Source organism: Pauljensenia sp. C0170B5 (assembly GCF_056590195.1).
This window is the reverse complement of record NZ_JBWPVR010000002.1, coordinates 401,865-418,338: the sequence shown is the minus strand read 5'-3', so window position 1 is coordinate 418,338 and position 16,474 is coordinate 401,865. Positions and strand designations below refer to the sequence as shown.

16 protein-coding genes and 1 tRNA gene are annotated in these 16,474 nt (G+C 58.8%); 11 read left to right on the top strand and 6 right to left on the bottom strand.

What is annotated here, in order from left to right:
- Positions 1-146: 146 nt before the first annotated feature.
- The 3 genes from AC1EJZ_RS05175 to AC1EJZ_RS05165 all read right to left on the bottom strand — a co-directional run bounded on the left by AC1EJZ_RS05175 (position 147) and on the right by AC1EJZ_RS05165 (position 2,543).
- Positions 147-413 carry a YbaB/EbfC family nucleoid-associated protein gene (locus AC1EJZ_RS05175; protein ID WP_371935807.1) on the bottom strand — a complete coding sequence of 89 codons (267 nt, stop codon included), beginning with the start codon at positions 411-413 and terminating at the stop codon, positions 147-149.
- Between the two features lie 249 nt (positions 414-662).
- On the bottom strand, positions 663-1,802 hold the full coding sequence (locus AC1EJZ_RS05170; RefSeq protein WP_480294095.1) for a glycosyltransferase family 4 protein: 1,140 nt from the start codon (positions 1,800-1,802) through the stop codon (positions 663-665).
- Between the two features lie 6 nt (positions 1,803-1,808).
- Positions 1,809-2,543, bottom strand: a complete 735-nt coding sequence (locus AC1EJZ_RS05165) for an IclR family transcriptional regulator (RefSeq protein WP_070727039.1) — start codon at positions 2,541-2,543, stop codon at positions 1,809-1,811.
- A gap of 165 nt (positions 2,544-2,708) precedes the next feature.
- Here AC1EJZ_RS05165 and leuC point away from each other — a divergent pair, with 165 nt between their 5' ends.
- The 4 genes from leuC to AC1EJZ_RS05145 all read left to right on the top strand — a co-directional run bounded on the left by leuC (position 2,709) and on the right by AC1EJZ_RS05145 (position 7,162).
- Complete coding sequence (gene leuC / locus AC1EJZ_RS05160; protein ID WP_070727041.1) at positions 2,709-4,121, top strand: 3-isopropylmalate dehydratase large subunit; 1,413 nt, start codon at positions 2,709-2,711, stop codon at positions 4,119-4,121.
- Between the two features lie 110 nt (positions 4,122-4,231).
- Positions 4,232-4,882, top strand: a complete 651-nt coding sequence (leuD, locus tag AC1EJZ_RS05155; protein WP_070727043.1) for a 3-isopropylmalate dehydratase small subunit — start codon at positions 4,232-4,234, stop codon at positions 4,880-4,882.
- A gap of 91 nt (positions 4,883-4,973) precedes the next feature.
- Positions 4,974-6,299 (top strand): UDP-N-acetylglucosamine 1-carboxyvinyltransferase, encoded by a 1,326-nt coding sequence (gene murA / locus AC1EJZ_RS05150; protein WP_092648383.1) that lies wholly within the window; start codon positions 4,974-4,976, stop codon positions 6,297-6,299.
- A 95-nt stretch (positions 6,300-6,394) separates the two neighbouring features.
- Entirely contained in the window at positions 6,395-7,162 is a 768-nt protein-coding gene (locus tag AC1EJZ_RS05145; RefSeq protein WP_092648384.1) for a lysophospholipid acyltransferase family protein, read from the top strand.
- A gap of 96 nt (positions 7,163-7,258) precedes the next feature.
- Here AC1EJZ_RS05145 and AC1EJZ_RS05140 read toward each other — a convergent pair whose 3' ends face one another.
- On the bottom strand, positions 7,259-7,996 hold the full coding sequence (locus tag AC1EJZ_RS05140) for an AMIN-like domain-containing (lipo)protein (protein WP_092648385.1): 738 nt from the start codon (positions 7,994-7,996) through the stop codon (positions 7,259-7,261).
- Positions 7,997-8,127: 131 nt separating this feature from the next.
- Between AC1EJZ_RS05140 and AC1EJZ_RS05135 the strand changes: the two genes are divergently transcribed.
- The 4 genes from AC1EJZ_RS05135 (at position 8,128) to AC1EJZ_RS05120 (ending at position 11,781) form a co-directional block, all read left to right on the top strand.
- Positions 8,128-9,234 carry an NAD(P)H-dependent glycerol-3-phosphate dehydrogenase gene (locus AC1EJZ_RS05135; RefSeq protein ID WP_480294091.1) on the top strand — a complete coding sequence of 369 codons (1,107 nt, stop codon included), beginning with the start codon at positions 8,128-8,130 and terminating at the stop codon, positions 9,232-9,234.
- Positions 9,235-9,295: 61 nt separating this feature from the next.
- Positions 9,296-10,435: a D-alanine--D-alanine ligase family protein gene (locus AC1EJZ_RS05130; protein WP_058236334.1), complete on the top strand. Its 1,140-nt coding sequence runs from the start codon at positions 9,296-9,298 to the stop codon at positions 10,433-10,435.
- Between the two features lie 25 nt (positions 10,436-10,460).
- The gene (locus AC1EJZ_RS05125) at positions 10,461-11,375 is read left to right on the top strand and encodes an ATP-grasp domain-containing protein (RefSeq protein WP_058236335.1); all 915 of its coding nucleotides are present in this window, start codon (positions 10,461-10,463) and stop codon (positions 11,373-11,375) included.
- Between the two features lie 55 nt (positions 11,376-11,430).
- The gene (locus AC1EJZ_RS05120; RefSeq protein ID WP_257525408.1) at positions 11,431-11,781 is read left to right on the top strand and encodes a metallopeptidase family protein; all 351 of its coding nucleotides are present in this window, start codon (positions 11,431-11,433) and stop codon (positions 11,779-11,781) included.
- A gap of 15 nt (positions 11,782-11,796) precedes the next feature.
- Here AC1EJZ_RS05120 and AC1EJZ_RS05115 read toward each other — a convergent pair whose 3' ends face one another.
- Positions 11,797-12,570: a hypothetical protein gene (locus tag AC1EJZ_RS05115; RefSeq protein WP_480294089.1), complete on the bottom strand. Its 774-nt coding sequence runs from the start codon at positions 12,568-12,570 to the stop codon at positions 11,797-11,799.
- A 288-nt stretch (positions 12,571-12,858) separates the two neighbouring features.
- Here AC1EJZ_RS05115 and AC1EJZ_RS05110 point away from each other — a divergent pair.
- Positions 12,859-12,931, top strand: a tRNA-His gene (locus tag AC1EJZ_RS05110).
- Between the two features lie 58 nt (positions 12,932-12,989).
- On the opposite strand, the gene AC1EJZ_RS05105 is transcribed toward AC1EJZ_RS05110, so the two are convergent.
- The gene (locus tag AC1EJZ_RS05105; RefSeq protein WP_480294087.1) at positions 12,990-14,021 is read right to left on the bottom strand and encodes an alpha/beta hydrolase; all 1,032 of its coding nucleotides are present in this window, start codon (positions 14,019-14,021) and stop codon (positions 12,990-12,992) included.
- Between the two features lie 532 nt (positions 14,022-14,553).
- On the opposite strand from AC1EJZ_RS05105, the gene AC1EJZ_RS05100 reads away from it, so the two are divergent.
- Entirely contained in the window at positions 14,554-15,912 is a 1,359-nt protein-coding gene (locus tag AC1EJZ_RS05100) for a hypothetical protein (RefSeq protein ID WP_480294085.1), read from the top strand.
- 175 nt (positions 15,913-16,087) lie between these two features.
- On the top strand, positions 16,088-16,429 hold the full coding sequence (locus tag AC1EJZ_RS05095) for a hypothetical protein (protein WP_058236340.1): 342 nt from the start codon (positions 16,088-16,090) through the stop codon (positions 16,427-16,429).
- The last annotated feature ends 45 nt before the right edge of the window (positions 16,430-16,474 follow it).

Here is a 16,474-nt window from a genome sequence, read left to right as displayed (position 1 = left end):
AAAAGGCGAACACAATACGCCGAACGCGCCATCACCCACACCGACCTGAACGGACGCATCACGGGCCATCTGAATTCCCTGCCCCACGTGAGCGACATGACACCGGTGCTCATCAAGCTGGTCAGTGTTAATACGCAGATCGCCCGTCATTGGTCCGCAAGCTTTCGCACGGTCGGCGAATCAGCACCGAAGATCTCTGAGGCCACAGCAACCATCTGGGTGCGCACATCGCTCAACGCTGCCCTGTACGCCTCCATCACGCTGGATGTCAACTGGCTTTTCGACAAGGTCGACACCTGGGCGGCGAACTCAATCCTGTCAAGATGACCACTGTGATCCACATGCACCGTGACAATACGATCACGGCTCGAACCACTCCCACACGTATCCTCAGCCCGGCGCTGAAAACTCACCGCCGCTTGGGCATGACGCTCAGCGCCCGCCACCTGACAGTCAACCGCATCATGCGCCCCATCAAATTCATCCACACAACGTAATATAAGGGTTGGAGTATCCCGTGTCTATACTCGGCGTCCACTTCATCCGCGCGAATGAGGCCCCGCCAGTTCCGCGACCGCGAAACAGTGCAGAGCTATCGGGTATTACGCGGTAACGGGTCCCCGGTTTTGTAAAAACTGCTGGCAGAGGAAAGCGGAGGAAAGTTAAGGAACGTGTGGGCAATGCGTTTTGATGCGTATTGAGAAAGCATCCTCGTACAGGGCGGCGACGGTGTCGGCCCCCTTGTCCCATGTCAGCTGCGTCGGCTGAGATGCAGCTGCATGCTGCAGTCCAGCCAACTTGTGTGGCTGGACTGCCAGGTCGAACAGTGCGCGTGCGATATCACCATCGCTCCCAGCCATCACGCCATCCACACCGTCGGTGCAAAAGTCAGCGATTCCGTTTCCGCTGCGGTAAATAACCGGCAGGCCGCTGGCGTGAGCTTCCAACGCCGCAATGCCAAACGCTTCGTGGATAACAGGGGAGACGAACACGTCAGCCTCGCGGTACGCATCGGCCAGCTCGTGAGCGGTTTTGCGTCCGCACCAGTGAATAAAACCGGAACCTGCCGTGCATCGTTCCAGGGATGAGCGCATCGGCCCGTCACCATACACGTTCAGCTCAATGTCAGCTCCACGACTGCGAGCAGCCCGCACGCATTCGACCAGCTGCGTGATGCGTTTGCGTGGTGCCAACCGCGTGGCTGTGACTGCGCGCAGAGGAGCGGATGGGGAGGTTCGCGATGCCTGGAATTCGCGTGTACTGTTCCACGGGTCAGTGTCGATGAAATTCGGCAGAACCCGCACCGATACAGGCCCGCGGGCGCAGCGTTCAACGGCCCGAGCTGCGCTGCTCGACACGGCGCTCAGAACAATGCCGGCACGCTGCCAGTCATCCAGCGGATTCGCCCACCCGTACCACAGGCGCTGATCGTCAAGCATGCAGTGCCACGTCACCACGCAGGCGATCTCATGGCGCGCGCAGATATTCGTTGCCATCCGCGCGAAAGGCGAAACCACGCCGGTGTGGATGTGTACCACGTCGAAAGTAGGAAGAGCGCGCGTGAGAGTCGCCCTCGCCAATGGGTTAATGGGAATGTCCCACGGTAGGCGCATCGTGAGGCGGCGAACGCGTACCTCGTCCTCAACTGACGTGTGATCGCCGCGTTCAGATCCAAGCGGCGTGGCAGTGATGACGGTGACGTCGTGCCCGGCAGCAGTGAGCGCTCGAGCCAGCCCCGCCACCTGCGTTTCAATCCCGCCCAGTCGCGGTGGGTAGCAGTCAGAGACGAGGGCGACTTTCACAGCTTCCTACAGTTCCATTTCCTCAACTGAACGCAGGTACTCGGACAGGCGGTTGGCAGCAGCAACCACTGACGGACCGTGCTGACGACCAGGCTGGCGTCCCATGCGTTCAATCGGGCCGGACACGGAGATCGCGGCGAGCACGCGCCCAGATGGTCCACGCACCGGAGCGGACACCGACGCGACGCCGGCTTCGCGCTCACCTACAGATTGTGCCCACCCGCGGCGACGCACCTGTGCCAGCATCGTCGCGCTGAAGGAGGCGTTGTACAGGCCGCGGTGCATGCGGTCCGGCTCTTCCCAGGCCAACAGAACGTGGGCGGCGGATCCGGCTTTCATGGACAGTGTTGCGCCGACAGGAATGGAATCGCGCAGACCCATCGGCGGTTCGCTCGCTGCCACACACACGCGTGATTCGCCCTGGCGGCGATACAGCTGCGTGGATTCTTTGGTGTGATCGCGCAGTGCAATCAAAACGGGCATAGCGGCTGACAGCAGACGATCCTCGCCCGCTTGTGAGGCCAGTTCTTTCAGGCGCGGCCCCAGGACGAATCGACCCTGCATGTCGCGGGCCACGATACGGTGAAATTCGAGAGCTACAGCCAGGCGGTGGGCAGTGGGCCGCGCCAGGCCAGTGGCGGCGACGAGATGGGCAAGAGTGGCAGGGCCTGCCTCGAGTGTGTCAAGAACCAGCGCCGCCTTGTCGAGAACCCCGACGCCTGATGAAGATGCGTCGTCCATATAGTGATCCTCTCATCTCAAGTCCTGAGATTCAAAATCTGCAGACACGTGTTGTGTCTAACCATAGACACTGTCGACGTATTTATGCACCCAGTTCGACGGCGGTGCTGAAAATTCGCTGAATCAGAGGGAACTGACGGTGATGACACGCGTGAAGGAGGAATCATGAGCGGCACATTGGCTGAAAAAGTGTGGGCAGACCATGTTGTGACGAAAGGCGAGAACGGTGCCCCGGACCTTCTTTACATCGACCTGCAGCTGTGCCACGAAGTCACCAGCCCTCAGGCATTCGAAGGGCTGCGCCTGGCCGGGCGCAAGGTTCGCCACCCTGAATTGACCATCGCGACAGAGGACCACAACACTCCGACAGTCAACATTGACCTGCCGATCGCAGACCTTACCTCGCGCACTCAGATCAACACGCTGCGAGCCAACGCCGAAGAATTCGGCATTCGCCTGCATTCACTGGGAGATTCGGACCAGGGAATCGTGCACGTGGTCGGCCCGCAGCTGGGTCTGACTCAACCGGGTATGACAATCGTGTGCGGCGATTCGCACACGTCCACACACGGTGCATTCGGCGCCCTCGCATTTGGCATCGGAACCTCTGAAGTCGAGCATGTCCTGGCTACCCAGACACTACCGCTGGCCCCTTTCAAGACAATGGCGATCACGATCAACGGCACGCTGTCACCGAGTGTGACAGCCAAGGACATTATCCTCGCGATCATCGCGAAGATCGGCACAGGTGGCGGGCAGGGATACGTCCTCGAATACCGAGGCGAAGCCATTCGCGCACTGTCAATGGAAGGCCGCATGACCATATGCAACATGTCCATTGAGGCCGGTGCGCGCGCCGGAATGATTGCTCCCGACCAGACCACATTCGACTATCTGAAGGGTCGCCCCCACGCGCCCGAGGGTGAGCAATGGGACGAGGCTGTGGAATATTGGTCCACACTGTATTCAGATGACGACGCAGTATTTGACGCCGAAGTGGTGCTGGAAGCTGAAGAGATCGAACCATTCGTCACATGGGGAACGAACCCCGGTCAGGGCGTCCCGCTGTCAGCAAGCGTGCCCGATCCGGAGAACATGGGTGACGCAGCCAGGCGGCATGCAGCTGAACGAGCCCTCGAATACATGGATCTGCGTGCAGGAACACCAATGCGGCAGATCCCCATCGACACTGTTTTCCTGGGATCATGCACCAACGGACGTATTGAAGACCTACGGGCTGCGGCGAAGATTATCAACGGGCGCCACAAAGCTGACGGCCTGCGAATGCTCGTCGTCCCAGGATCAGCGCGCGTGCGACTGCAGGCTGAAGATGAAGGCCTGGACAAGATCTTCAAGGACTTTGGAGCCGAGTGGCGAAACGCCGGATGCTCGATGTGCCTGGGGATGAATCCCGATCAACTGTCGGTTGGTGAACGCTCCGCCTCCACATCGAACCGCAATTTTGAAGGACGCCAGGGCAAAGGTGGACGCACCCACCTCGTCTCGCCACTGGTGGCAGCGGCGACTGCCGTGCGCGGAACACTGTCCAGCCCGGACGATCTGGAACCGCAGGCCTGACCGGAACGACGCGCGCACCGCCCTTACGCGCAGCGCACGAGCCCCGGGCAGATGGCAGCCTACGTACCGGACCAGCAATCGTAGAAAAACACTTGTGGAAGAAGAGTGAGATGGAAAAATTCACCACCGTCAGTGGCGTGGGCGTGCCGCTCGAACGATCGAATGTTGACACCGACCAGATTATTCCGGCCGTCTACCTCAAGCGCGTTGCCCGCACGGGCTTCGAGGACGCATTGTTCTCAGCGTGGCGCTCAGACCCGAACTTCGTGTTGAACAACCCGGCCTACGAACACGGGACGATCCTGGTGGCAGGCCCTGATTTTGGCACCGGCTCTTCGCGTGAGCATGCGGTGTGGGCGCTCAAAGATTACGGGTTCCGAGTCGTTCTGGCCCCCTCGTTCGCGGACATCTTCAGAGGAAACGCGGGCAAACAGGGATTGCTGGCCGGGCAGATCAGCGAAGGCGACTGCCAGCAACTGTGGAAGCTTCTACGCAACGAACCAGGCGTCATGATGACCGTGTCACTGGAGAACCGCACCGTGACATGCGGCTCGTTCACCTGCACGTTCGACATCGACGATTACACGGCGTGGCGTCTGCAAGAAGGCCTGGACGACATTTCATTGACGTTGCGCAACGAAGATGCCATCAAAGCGTACGAGGCGCGCCGCCCCTCTTTCAAGCCGCGCACCCTGCCGGTGCGGACCCTGCCGAAGGAAACAGTCGTGTCGGCTCGCCCCAGCGACGAGCAGGAGCAGTGAGAGATTCCTAGCAGTGCGCTCCCTGAGACTCCGTTGCGCACTCGACTGTCATAGAGTGAGACAATACGGATTCTTCCACGAGGAGCTTCAGATGACGTCGATACTTGAAGTTGAAGGGGGACACCCGCTCACGGGCAGCATTACCGTGCGAGGGGCAAAGAACTTTGTTCCTAAGGCCATGGTTGCAGCCCTCCTTGCGACCACGCCCTCTGAGCTGTACAACGTTCCGCTGATCCGTGACGTGGATGTGGTGTCGAATCTTATGCGCCTGCATGGCGCGCACGTCGACTTCGACCAGGACCGCGGCGTCATGAGAATTGACCCCTCGAACGTTGAAGTGGCTCAACGCTCTGACATCGATGCTCTGGGCGGATCCTCACGCATCCCGATCCTGTTTTGCGGCCCGCTGCTGCACCGCATGGGTGAAGCGTTCATCCCACAGCTGGGAGGATGCAACATTGGGGGACGCCCCATCGATTTTCACCTGCAGATCCTGCGCCAGTTCGGTGCGATTGTCGACAAACGATCCGACGGCATCCATATGTCACGGCCAGCCGAAGGGCTGCGCGGAACAGTCGTGGACCTGCCGTTCCCATCAGTGGGAGCCACCGAGCAGACACTGCTGACCGCGGTTCGTGCTGAAGGCGTCACGATCCTGCGCGGCGCGGCCGTTGAACCGGAAATCATGGATCTGATCAACGTGCTGCAGAAAATGGGCGCGATCATCTCACCGGATACCGACCGTTCCATCCGTATTGAAGGTGTCAAGGAACTGGTTGGATATCGGCACACCTCGCTGCCCGACCGCATTGAAGCAGCATCGTGGGGCGCGGCAGCACTGGCAACCGGCGGCGATGTGTACGTCCAGGGTGCGCGCCAACCCGACATGCTCACATTCCTCAACACCTTCAGGAAGGTCGGCGGCGCCTTCGACATCGAGAAGGAGGGTATCCGCTTCTATCATCCTGGTGGTTCTCTGCATTCGATCGCGCTGGAAACGGCTGTCCATCCCGGGTTCATGACGGACTGGCAACAGCCACTGGTTGTCGCCCTGACGCAGGCCGACGGGCTGTCCATCGTCCATGAGACGGTGTACGAAAACCGCTTCGGGTTCACTCAGGCGCTGCGCCAGATGAAGGCGAATATTCAGGTGTATCGAGAGTGCCTGGGTGGGACTCCCTGCCGTTTTGGTCAGCGTAACTTCTACCATTCCGCAGTGATTTCGGGACCGACGCCGCTGCAGGCAGCTGACATCACCGTACCTGACCTGCGTGGCGGTTTCTCCCACCTCATCGCAGCATTGGCTGCGACGGGAACGTCCCACGTGGCCGGCATCGACGTGATCTCGCGCGGATATGAGCATTTCCTGACCAAACTGCGCCAGCTGGACGCCCGCGTCCAGTACGTTGACGACTGAAGCGACTCCTCGGCAGTGCCCAAGAACCAAGCGGCACCGACAGCTCGGATTGAAGACGCCTTATTGACCGACCCCTGTGATTAAGCTGGTGAACTGTGAGCAGAATTCAAGGCCTGTACAAGAATGCGGTGGCGGCGGTTTCACCGATCATGCACACGTGGATCAACTTTGACGTCACGGGGGAAGAAAATCTGCCCGAATCAGGCGGCTTCCTGGTGACCCCGAACCATATTTCGAACACCGACCCGGTGTGCGTGGCGTTTGTCCTGGGTGAGCTGGGAATTCCAACCCGCTTCATGGCCAAGAACGAGCTGTTCAAGGTGCCGGTGCTGGGCGCTGTTATGAAGAAACTTGGCATGGTGCCGGTGCTGCGTAATTCCTCGCATTCTGTGGACTCGCTGGCAGGGGCCCGTAAGGCGCTCGACGCGGGTCAGTGCGTTGGCATCTATATTGAAGGCACTCTTACACGTGACCCGCAGTACTGGCCGATGCGTGGCAAGACGGGTGCTGCTCGCCTTGCCCTGGATACTCGCTGCCCGGTCATCCCGATTGCACAGTGGGGGCCACAGGCGATCCTGGAGCGTTACTCGAAGGCGCTGGACATTCGTCCCGGGCGCAAAGTGCGCATGATAATCATGGAACCGGTCGACCTTTCCGATCTGTATTCCGATCAGGGATCGCAGGACCGCGAAGCGGTGGTGGAAGCGACTGAGCGCATCCAGAAGGCCATCACTCGTGGCGTAGAGGAATTGCGCGGAGAGAAGGCTCCTGAACAGCCGTGGGATCCTGACAAGATGCAGGGGCCAGCCAAGAAGACGCTGGGACGGTTCGGGCACTGGCGCAGGGGCGTCCAGGGACGCTGATTTCATTGCAATGCGGCGCCTGCGCCCCGTGTACTCATATCGACGAGGATGACTCTTCCGCCCGCTGCCCGCTGACCACCTGAGCGACGAGGCGGCTCATTTGCGTATGTCGATCACCACGCGCATCGGGTCTTCAAGAATTCCAATCTGATAGACGCGCTGTTGATCCATACCGATCACAACATGCGTGCGCCCTTCAAATGTGCCGTCCTCAATGATCGACAGCGGCCCGATATTGAGCAGAGGAGGCCCCGAGTAATACACGTTCTGATCTTCTTCCTCCAGCGGCATGGCAGTGCCCTCGATGCCCACATCCAGGAAGGTTGCGCCGCGGATCTTCAGCGGCAATCCGCGTCCTTGCTCAAGAGGCTGAGCCGCACGGTCAACGTACCAGCCAGGTAGGCCCTCACCTGAAAATTCGATGACGAAACGGTAGAAGTTCTCATGTTCTCCCACTCGCATGTCATGGAAGATGAGCTGGCTGCCTTCAACAGGAGCGGATTCCTGATGAGTGGGACCGTCAATCCATTGATCGACGTTCACTGGCAACGTTGCATCTTTTTCGTCTGAGAGGTTCGCTTCCGGCTCATTGGGTGTCGCGGATGAATCCGTGTCGCTGCCGGAGTCGGAAACATCCGATTCATCCGGTGTCTGCGGCGTGTCGGGTGTGCTTTGCTGAGAATGCTCGCTGGCACCGGATGCAGAGGCACCCTCGTCAGGAGTTGATGAACAACCGGCGACAAGGAGGCTGGCTGCGGCAATCCCTGCTGCGACAGCAGGCAGAAAAGCACTGTCACGTTTTGATCCCTCGTCGTGCGGTCCGGGCAGCACCATGATCACAATCTCCTTACAGGGCGTCGCTTATGCGCACTCGTGCGCATGTGGCAGTACCCAAAAGCTTATCTCCCATTTTTCGTACTTGTGGCTCAACCGCGATCTGAGTGCCCGCGCAGTAGAGTTGATGTATGACATCTCACGCAACGACCGGCTACGACGCTCACTCCCACACGCCTCCGGCGGACAGCTCCGAGGAACGGGCAGGCGCACCTGAACAGCGCTTCACCCACGCCAGCGTGCTGGGCACCGGAGCATGGGGAACAACCTTCGCGCACATCCTGAGCCAGGCCGGCCTCACCGTGTCGATGTGGGGCAGGAACGAGGGCGTCGTCGACTTCATCAACTCTCATGAAAACTCAACCTACCTGCCTGGTGTCACACTGTCCGATGCGATTAACGCGACAACCGACATCCGGCAGTGCATTCAGGACTCGAACCTGGTATGCATCGCCGTGCCCGTGGGGGCGGTGCGCGCCACTTTGGAACAGGCCACACCCGCACTGGACCCCGATGCCACATTGCTGTCCCTGGCCAAGGGTCTTGAACTGGACACGCTGCGCACAGTCCATTCAGTGATCTGCGAGGCAACCGGCTTCGCACCGACCAGCGTGGCCGTCATGTCCGGTCCGAACCTGTCGCGCGAAATTGCCGACCGTCAGCCGACGGCAACGGTCGTGGCATGTGAGGACATCGAGCGCGCCACGATGATCGCACGCACCTGCCACACGTCAACATTCCGCCCCTACGTGAGCGGCGACGTACTTGGATGCGAAATCGCCGGTGCTGTCAAGAACGTCATCGCCGTTGCCATTGGAGCCGCCGAGGGAATGGGCCTGGGAATCAACACGCGTGCCACACTGATCACCCGCGGCCTTGCTGAAATGACCCGTCTGGGTACGACACTGGGAGCCAGTGCCGACACCTTCGCCGGTCTTGCCGGTATCGGTGACCTTGTGGCGACCTGCTCATCGAAACTGTCGCGTAACTACTCGCTGGGTGTGCGCATGGGCCGCGGAGCTTCCCTGGACGAAGCGCTCGAACTGTCTCCCGGTGTGGTGGAAGGTGTGCGCTCCGCACTTCCGATCCTGCAGCTGGCTCGCGCTCACGATGTGGATATGCCGATCACGGAGAGCGTGGTGCGCGTGGTCCATGACGGTGACTCCATTGAGCACATGGGTCAGATGCTCATGTCGCGCCCTCAGAAGATGGACGGGTGGCGCATCGAACTGCTGTGAACCGAGGCATCAGGGGGCGCCCTCGTCAATAAACGCGGCGGACGGCGGTAGGCTTAACGCCATGATGACTCAAGCCCGACCCCGTGTCCTCATGGTTTTTGGAGGACAATCAAGCGAACACGAGATTTCGTGCGCCACTGCCGCAGGGATCCTTTCAGCGATCGACCGCGACGTGTGGGACATTGTGCCGGTGGGCATTACGAAGGATGGCCAGTGGGTGCGCGTCAGTGACAACCCTGATGACCTTGAATTCCACGACGGGCATGGGCACGAAGTCACCGCGACGGGCGCACACGTGGTGTGGGGGCCGCACGGACACCTCTTTGAACTGTCAGACAGTGACGAGGGTGGCCAGGGCCTGCGGACGGCACGCGATCTGGGAGCAATCGACGTTGTGTTCCCGCTGCTGCATGGCCCCTACGGTGAGGACGGCACAATCCAGGGGCTCCTGGAGATGGTTGGCGTGCGCTACGTGGGATGCGGTGTGGCAGCTTCTGCGGTGTGCATGGATAAGCACCTGACTAAGACAGTGCTCAGCCAGGCTGGCGTAGACGTAGGGCGCTGGGAGTTGGTGACGGCTGAGCAGTGGTCGCATCACAAGGACGATGCGCACGAGCGGATCCGTGCCCTCGGATTGCCTCTGTTTGTCAAGCCATGTCGCGCTGGATCCTCCATCGGTATCACGCGTGTGGACCAGTGGGAGCAGCTGGACCAGGCGATCGAAGAAGCACACGCACACGATCCGCGCGTCATCGTCGAATCAATGTTGCAGGGGCGCGAAGTTGAATGCGCCGTCTTGGCCACCCGCGCTGAGACAGGGGAGCGGGCTCCGGCTCGTGCCGCAGTTCTGGGTGAGATTATCGTGCCTGACGGCGAGTTTTACGATTTCAACTCCAAGTACGTGGACGCGGAAGCTGCCACGCTCAAGTGTCCTGCAGATTTAAAGAAGGCAGACGCCGACCGGATCCGTGATGTTGCGATCCAGGCGTTTGCCGCGGTGGGTGGTGAAGGACTCTCACGCGTTGACTTCTTCTTCAACGACTCAACCGGCGCCATTACCGTGAACGAAATCAACACCATGCCGGGGTTCACTCCCATTTCGCTGTACCCGCGCATGTGGGAGAGCTCCGGAGTGGATTACGGTCAGCTGCTCGATACTTTGCTGCGCGAAGCACTTGCACGCCCGCTTGGGCTTCGCTGAGATCCGATCGGGGTAATGTGGAGTCATGTCGAAACCGAAGGTAACGCTCGTAACGTCAGCGGAAATGCCTGACCTGTACACCAATGATGTCGGACTTCTTGATGCACTGGTCGAGCGAGGTACCGATCCGCACATTGCAGTGTGGAACGACCCGAACGTGAACTGGGATGATGCCGGTGTCAGCGTCGTCCGCTCAGTGTCGGACTACGCCACTGACCGTGATGCCTTCATCCAGTGGAGCCGCTCGGTTCCACGTTTACTCAACCACCCCGATGTGCTGGAGTGGAACTCGGATAAGCACTACATGATTGAGTTGGAGAAGCGTGGCCTTCCGGTGATTCCCACGATGTGGTTGGAGCCGGAACAGAACCTGTCGAAGCATCAGGTGCATGCACGTTTTCCCGCCTCGGGTGACTTCGTCGTGAAGCCGGCTGTGTCCTCGGGTGTGCGCGATGTGGGTCGGTACTCCGCCAACGACACGAAGCAGCGTCAGGCCGCGATCATGCACGCGATGACGATGCTGTCGGAGGGCCGTTCGGTCATGGTGCAGCGCTACCTGGAGGACATCGATATTCACGGTGAGATCTCGCTGCTGTTCTTCAACGGCCTGGTTTCGCACTCGGTTGAAAAAACCGCAATGCTGTCCCCGGACACCATGTCGGCACCTGTGTTCCGTGAATCAGTGGTCGAGGCGCGTGACGCGAGTGCCGAGCAGTGGCAGTGGGGCGAGTTGATCCGCTCCATCCTGCATTCCTATGTGCGTGATCGGATGGGCCGCGACGAGCTGTTCCTGTACAACCGGGTTGACCTTGTTCCCGACGGGCAGGGCTCGTTCAGGGTGATGGAAGTGTCACTGGTGGATGCGGACCTGTATCTTGCCTCGTCACCTGCCGCCATGAACAACTTTGCTGACGCTATTGCGATGCGCGCGTTTTGGTGAGCATTGTGGTGCTGCGGGCAGGTGCGCCCGCAAGATCCTGTGAGGGCGGGCCGGCGTGAGCGTTGACGCCAGCTTTGATGAGTTTGAACAGATGGTGGCGCGTGCAGTCGATGAGATCCCCGAAAGACTGTGGCGAGCAATCGACAATGTTGCATTCATTGTCGAGGACGACCCACCCGAAGATTCTCTGCACCTGTTGGGTTTGTATGATGGCGTGCCTCTGACTGAGCGCAGCGACTACGCCGGGATGCTGCCGGATCGTATCTTCATATTTCGTCGCCCCACCCTGGCCGTGTGCGACACGCTCGAAGAAGTCGAGGACGAGGTACGAACAACGGTCATCCACGAGGTCGCTCACTATTTCGGTGTTGACGACGAAGAGCTCGACCAGTGGGGGTGGGGCTAAGCAACCCGCTTTGGCCTATTTATTGGGGACCAGCAGGCGAGCCTCAGGACCGGTTTCGTCGATGACGATGTGCCCATCAAAGACCCTGAAATCTTCCCCGGGAATCTCGTGCTGAGTCTTTCCGTCGGGGGTGACGATGAAGTACCCGTCATCAGTTCTCATCACAACGAATCTTCCGTCGGCTGCCACGGCTTTGACTTCGCCCATATCGTCGAAGTTAAAGCCAGTGGTGGCGAACAGGCTATCGCGGTCGTGCCTGATCGTCACGACGTTTCCCTTGGCGTCGACGCTGGCAGGGCCATCTTCCCGATGGGCAAACATCGCCGAGGACGGAACCAGAGAATGACTGACCACGCTGTCGGCAAGCTCTTCACTGAATCCCTTGAAGGTACCCTTTTCTGTGCCGTCGTAGGCGTAAATTGTATGTTCGGCTTCCTCGTCATCTGCTGAGGAGTCGTAGACGATGTATCCGTCGCTGAACGTCTGAACCCAGCTTTCTTCGCCGCCCACGGGGTCCATTGTGGGTTCGCCTGTTTCGAGATCGTATGCCGTGGTCTGCTTTTCGCCGTTATCGCACACCAGGATTTCTTCAGCGACGATGGCAATCGGGTCATAGGTGGGGATTTCGCCATCGGCAGATGCTGTGCCGCCGCCACTGGCATTGTCATCACTCTTAGTGGCACCGCCTCCGCTGGAGCACCCGACCAGAAGGCCAAGCGATATCAATGCGCTGAGGGTGATGATTCCTGCGTTCCGGTGACCTGATCGTGCGCGACGTGGGATCGACATCGCTCGTCTCTTTTACATATGCTTAAGAAGCGGTCTTTTCCGCATGATACTAGGCAAAACATGGGTGCTGAGGTGGACGTGCGGCGATCAGGATCGATGCTGCAGAATTGATGCAGGACTTTCACTGGCATGTTCCGAATTGTTGACGGTGATGTTGCGAACGGTGGAGCGTGCAGCAGTGAATGCGGGACGTGTTCGATGCCACCATCGGAGGGGGCGTGAGAATTTTCAGGTCCGGCGTGAACTCTGATAGAGTAAGCATTCGTTGCACCGGTCGGTGCGGCAGTGGTGGCTGTAGTTCAGCTGGTAGAGCACCTGGTTGTGGTCCAGGACGTCGCGGGTTCGAGCCCCGTCAGCCACCCCCAGGGAAGCCCCGTAGCCTTGAGGTTACGGGGCTTTCGCTTGAATACGCGGAGTCTTCACCTGTTGCAAGCGGTGAGCTCGTTTTCGACCTGACGGATCATGTCCTCAGGAAAACGGTCGGGTGCCTGTTCGAACAGGATGCGTGCAGACATGTGCGCTGACGCCGGATGTGCTTCCACGAATGCCAAAAGCTCAGGTGCCAGTTTCTGCAGGATCGCGCGTGCCTGAGGAACTGCCAGGAGGCGATCGACTCGCATGTCGATCCCCACTCGGCGTGTATCTGTATAGGACTTCCACGTCATCGCAGCACCCTCGAGCGGGAAAGGGGAGAAAATGCGCCGCAGGAATGTAACGGAAGCTTGGAACCACTGCGCAACCGCCTCATCTGTGCTTCCCGCTTGCCCGTTAGCCGTGTGAGCCTTCGCCAGGCTGAGGCCGTGAGCACCCAGAAGGTACATGTGCGCCTCCACGGGCACGTTGTGCGCCATCAGCGCGCTGACCAGATCAGTCGTATTGGAAGCGGGAACCAGGCCGTCGCTTTGAGTGGTGAACACGAATGTGGGAGGAGTGGATTCGTCAACTGAATCGACCACATCGAGGATCTCCTTACCCATCAAAGGGCCGAACTCGGCTCGCGTGACGGGGTAACCGAGGACGAGGGCGTCCGGCCGGTCACCACGCGTCGTTGCAATGGATGCCGCCAGGTGGCCACCCGCCGAAAAGCCAACTGCAGCTATCTGATGAGGGTCGCTGCCATACTTGCGTGCGTGTCGACGCACCCACTGCATGCATTCCTGCCCATCGTTAAAAGACTGCTCCCATGGTGCGTCCTGACCCACTGCGTAGCGGGCGACGAATGCGTTGAATCCTTCAGCTGCGTAGGCGAGCGCTACTGGCTCTGCTTCCCGGTCCGAGCAGAACTGGTAACCGCCGCCAGGGAAAATCAGGACTGCAGGGCGAAGACCTGTGGAAAGCTCCTCGCTTGCGGACAGAGAATAGCCGGTAATTGTGGCACTGGGAGTGATTGCTTGAGTAAAGACATCCATGGTGGTTTCGCATCCTTGGGGTACAACGTGTGAACTGATCATACGCCGACTTTGTTGCAGCCAGTCGAGTCATTGGAATGCTCTGTGTGTTAGAGCAGTCCAGATGAGGGTCATCTGCGTATTGAATGGGATAGCCGAAGCGACAGGTGTGCCGGTTGTTTTCACCGAAAACACTTGTATTGTCTAGAGTTTGTATGATAGTGTGATGTGAGACATGATCTACCTCAGTGTCGTGACGGTAGAGCCAGTGCAACCGGACAGGATCGACGATGACTTTTTCAATGTCCCCTGAAGAAATGAAACAGCTGTCGAACGATCTGAACCAGCTGTTTTCTGCGTTCTCCACTGTCAAGACGCCAGCTCACCCTGGGATCGGGGTGCTTGGTCAGCCGGAGCTGAGCGATGCATACGAAGCATTTTCCCAAGCCGCACAGACACGTGTTGGGGAAGTCGGGCAATGGTGTAACAAGACATCTGAGGCCGTTGCGACTGCCAGGAAGCAAAGTGAGCAAACGGACGGGCAATGGGCCCGGAGTTTCAGATATGACCCAGAACGTCAACACAAATTCAGGTCGTGATCGCCATGCCGCTCTTTTCTCTTCTTATCGGTGATATTCCGGGAGATGCCGCCGCCATTAACGCAACAGCCTCAGGTGTGGAAACCACCGCACAAGTGATGGAAACGAATACTCAGGAACTGGAAGGAATTCCTGGCCGAATACGTGCATGGGAAGGGGAAGCGCGCGAATCGTTCGACAGCGCGCATCAAGAGATTCGAAAACAGGCGTTGCATGTGGTGGACGGAATCGGCCAGGCAGGCGATGCCCTCGTAGGATATGGAGCCTCGGTTTCAGCGCTTCAACGAAAAGCCGACGAACTCCATCACCAGGCGCTCACAATCGATGCGCAAATTGATGCAGCTCCGCCCCTGGCGAAACTGCCAACGATCGTAGCTGTTGCGCGTCAGGGGAACGGGCTGCTGTCGGCATATCGTTCATTGCTGGATCAGGCGCAGGCTCTTGGTGCTGAATGTGCAGCACTGGTGCGTGAAGCACTGCATCTGGAGCCGGTCAACAGAGACGAATCAGGCAGTTATATCAGTGATCGCACCGCATTATCGGACGAAGAGCTCGAGGATATTCTCAGACAGCTCGATGATATGGGTTCCCTTGAAATGAACCAGAGGGGAATCGGAGACTGCTATTTCCTGTCGGCGTTAATAGCTCTTAATGACTCGACAGAAGGGCGTGAGCATCTTCGGAACATGATCAAGCCCCATTACGATGAAAATGGAAAACTCGACGGCTATTTTGTGACGATCTATGATGATCCGCTTCATCCTGACGAAAGTCGGAAGCGAACTGAATTCGTTGATGACGTATATGCGAGGGGTGCTTGTGGAAAAGATGGGAAACCGAATGTGTATTCCCTGTTTGAGTCGGCCTATGGGCAAATGCATCAGGGCGGAACGATGCCTGGCAACAATGGCGGCATCACCGGTGGATGGCCTGGCCCTGCCACGAAGGAACTGTCCGGCGGGGACTATCACGCCATTGATAAGTCGAACGGCTTCCTGTTCTTCAAAGAAGGATATAAGCCCTGGGATCAGATGGAAGTCAGAGATGCGCTTGAAGCTGACAAGCCTGTTACTGCGGAGACAGCAACGACAAGCGGACAATTCCATCCGGACAGGAATACCGCCGTGGTCCATGCCACAGACTCCAGCGGACGGGACATCAACGTCGAACTTGTGGGACAGCACGCCTATCAGGTCAAGAGCGCGACAGCGGATACGGTCACGATTGTGAATCCATGGGGCCACAACTATCTGGAAGGTGGAGGAACAACTCCCACCGGTGAAATCACCATTTCCTGGGAAGACTTTGGAAAGTATTACGGCTCGATCGCGGTTGGAGATGGATATGCGAAGTAGACATGGGAGCAGGGGACAGGCCCTCCTGGCATGCGCTTTCGTAGTCGCGATGGGTGCCCTTGCCGGGTGCTCTGATGGAGAAACAGGACAAAGCGAGAGCCCCCATCAACAGTCGCAATCAGACTCAGAGCCAATCACCGGTGGAAATCACGGACAAAACGGGAGCAAGACTATAGTGTGTGACAATGGAATTGAACTGACGATCGGTGAGAATGCGCCGCTGTGGCTGGACAACGCCGGCAATTACACCGCGACGATCACTGCGCCGCAGGTACAGGATCACTTTATGCAGACATATCTGAATGCCGGAAGCGCGCAGGGCGGTATTCAGGTAGTGCTACTGGCTGGAGATTCGGCAACTCTGGAATCCGTGGGGACTTTTACCCTGATCAGAGTGGAACCTACCACGAGCATTGGCGTAGACCCCAATGGCAGTGCCACTTTCTGCTTTGAACCCGACGAAGGGTTCCCCCTGGCTGACACCTTGCGTGAACTGGAACGCGGGCAGTCTGACTAACCCTTACGCACTCGCGTGCCGAGTGCGGTCTCAGCGGCGCCTAGC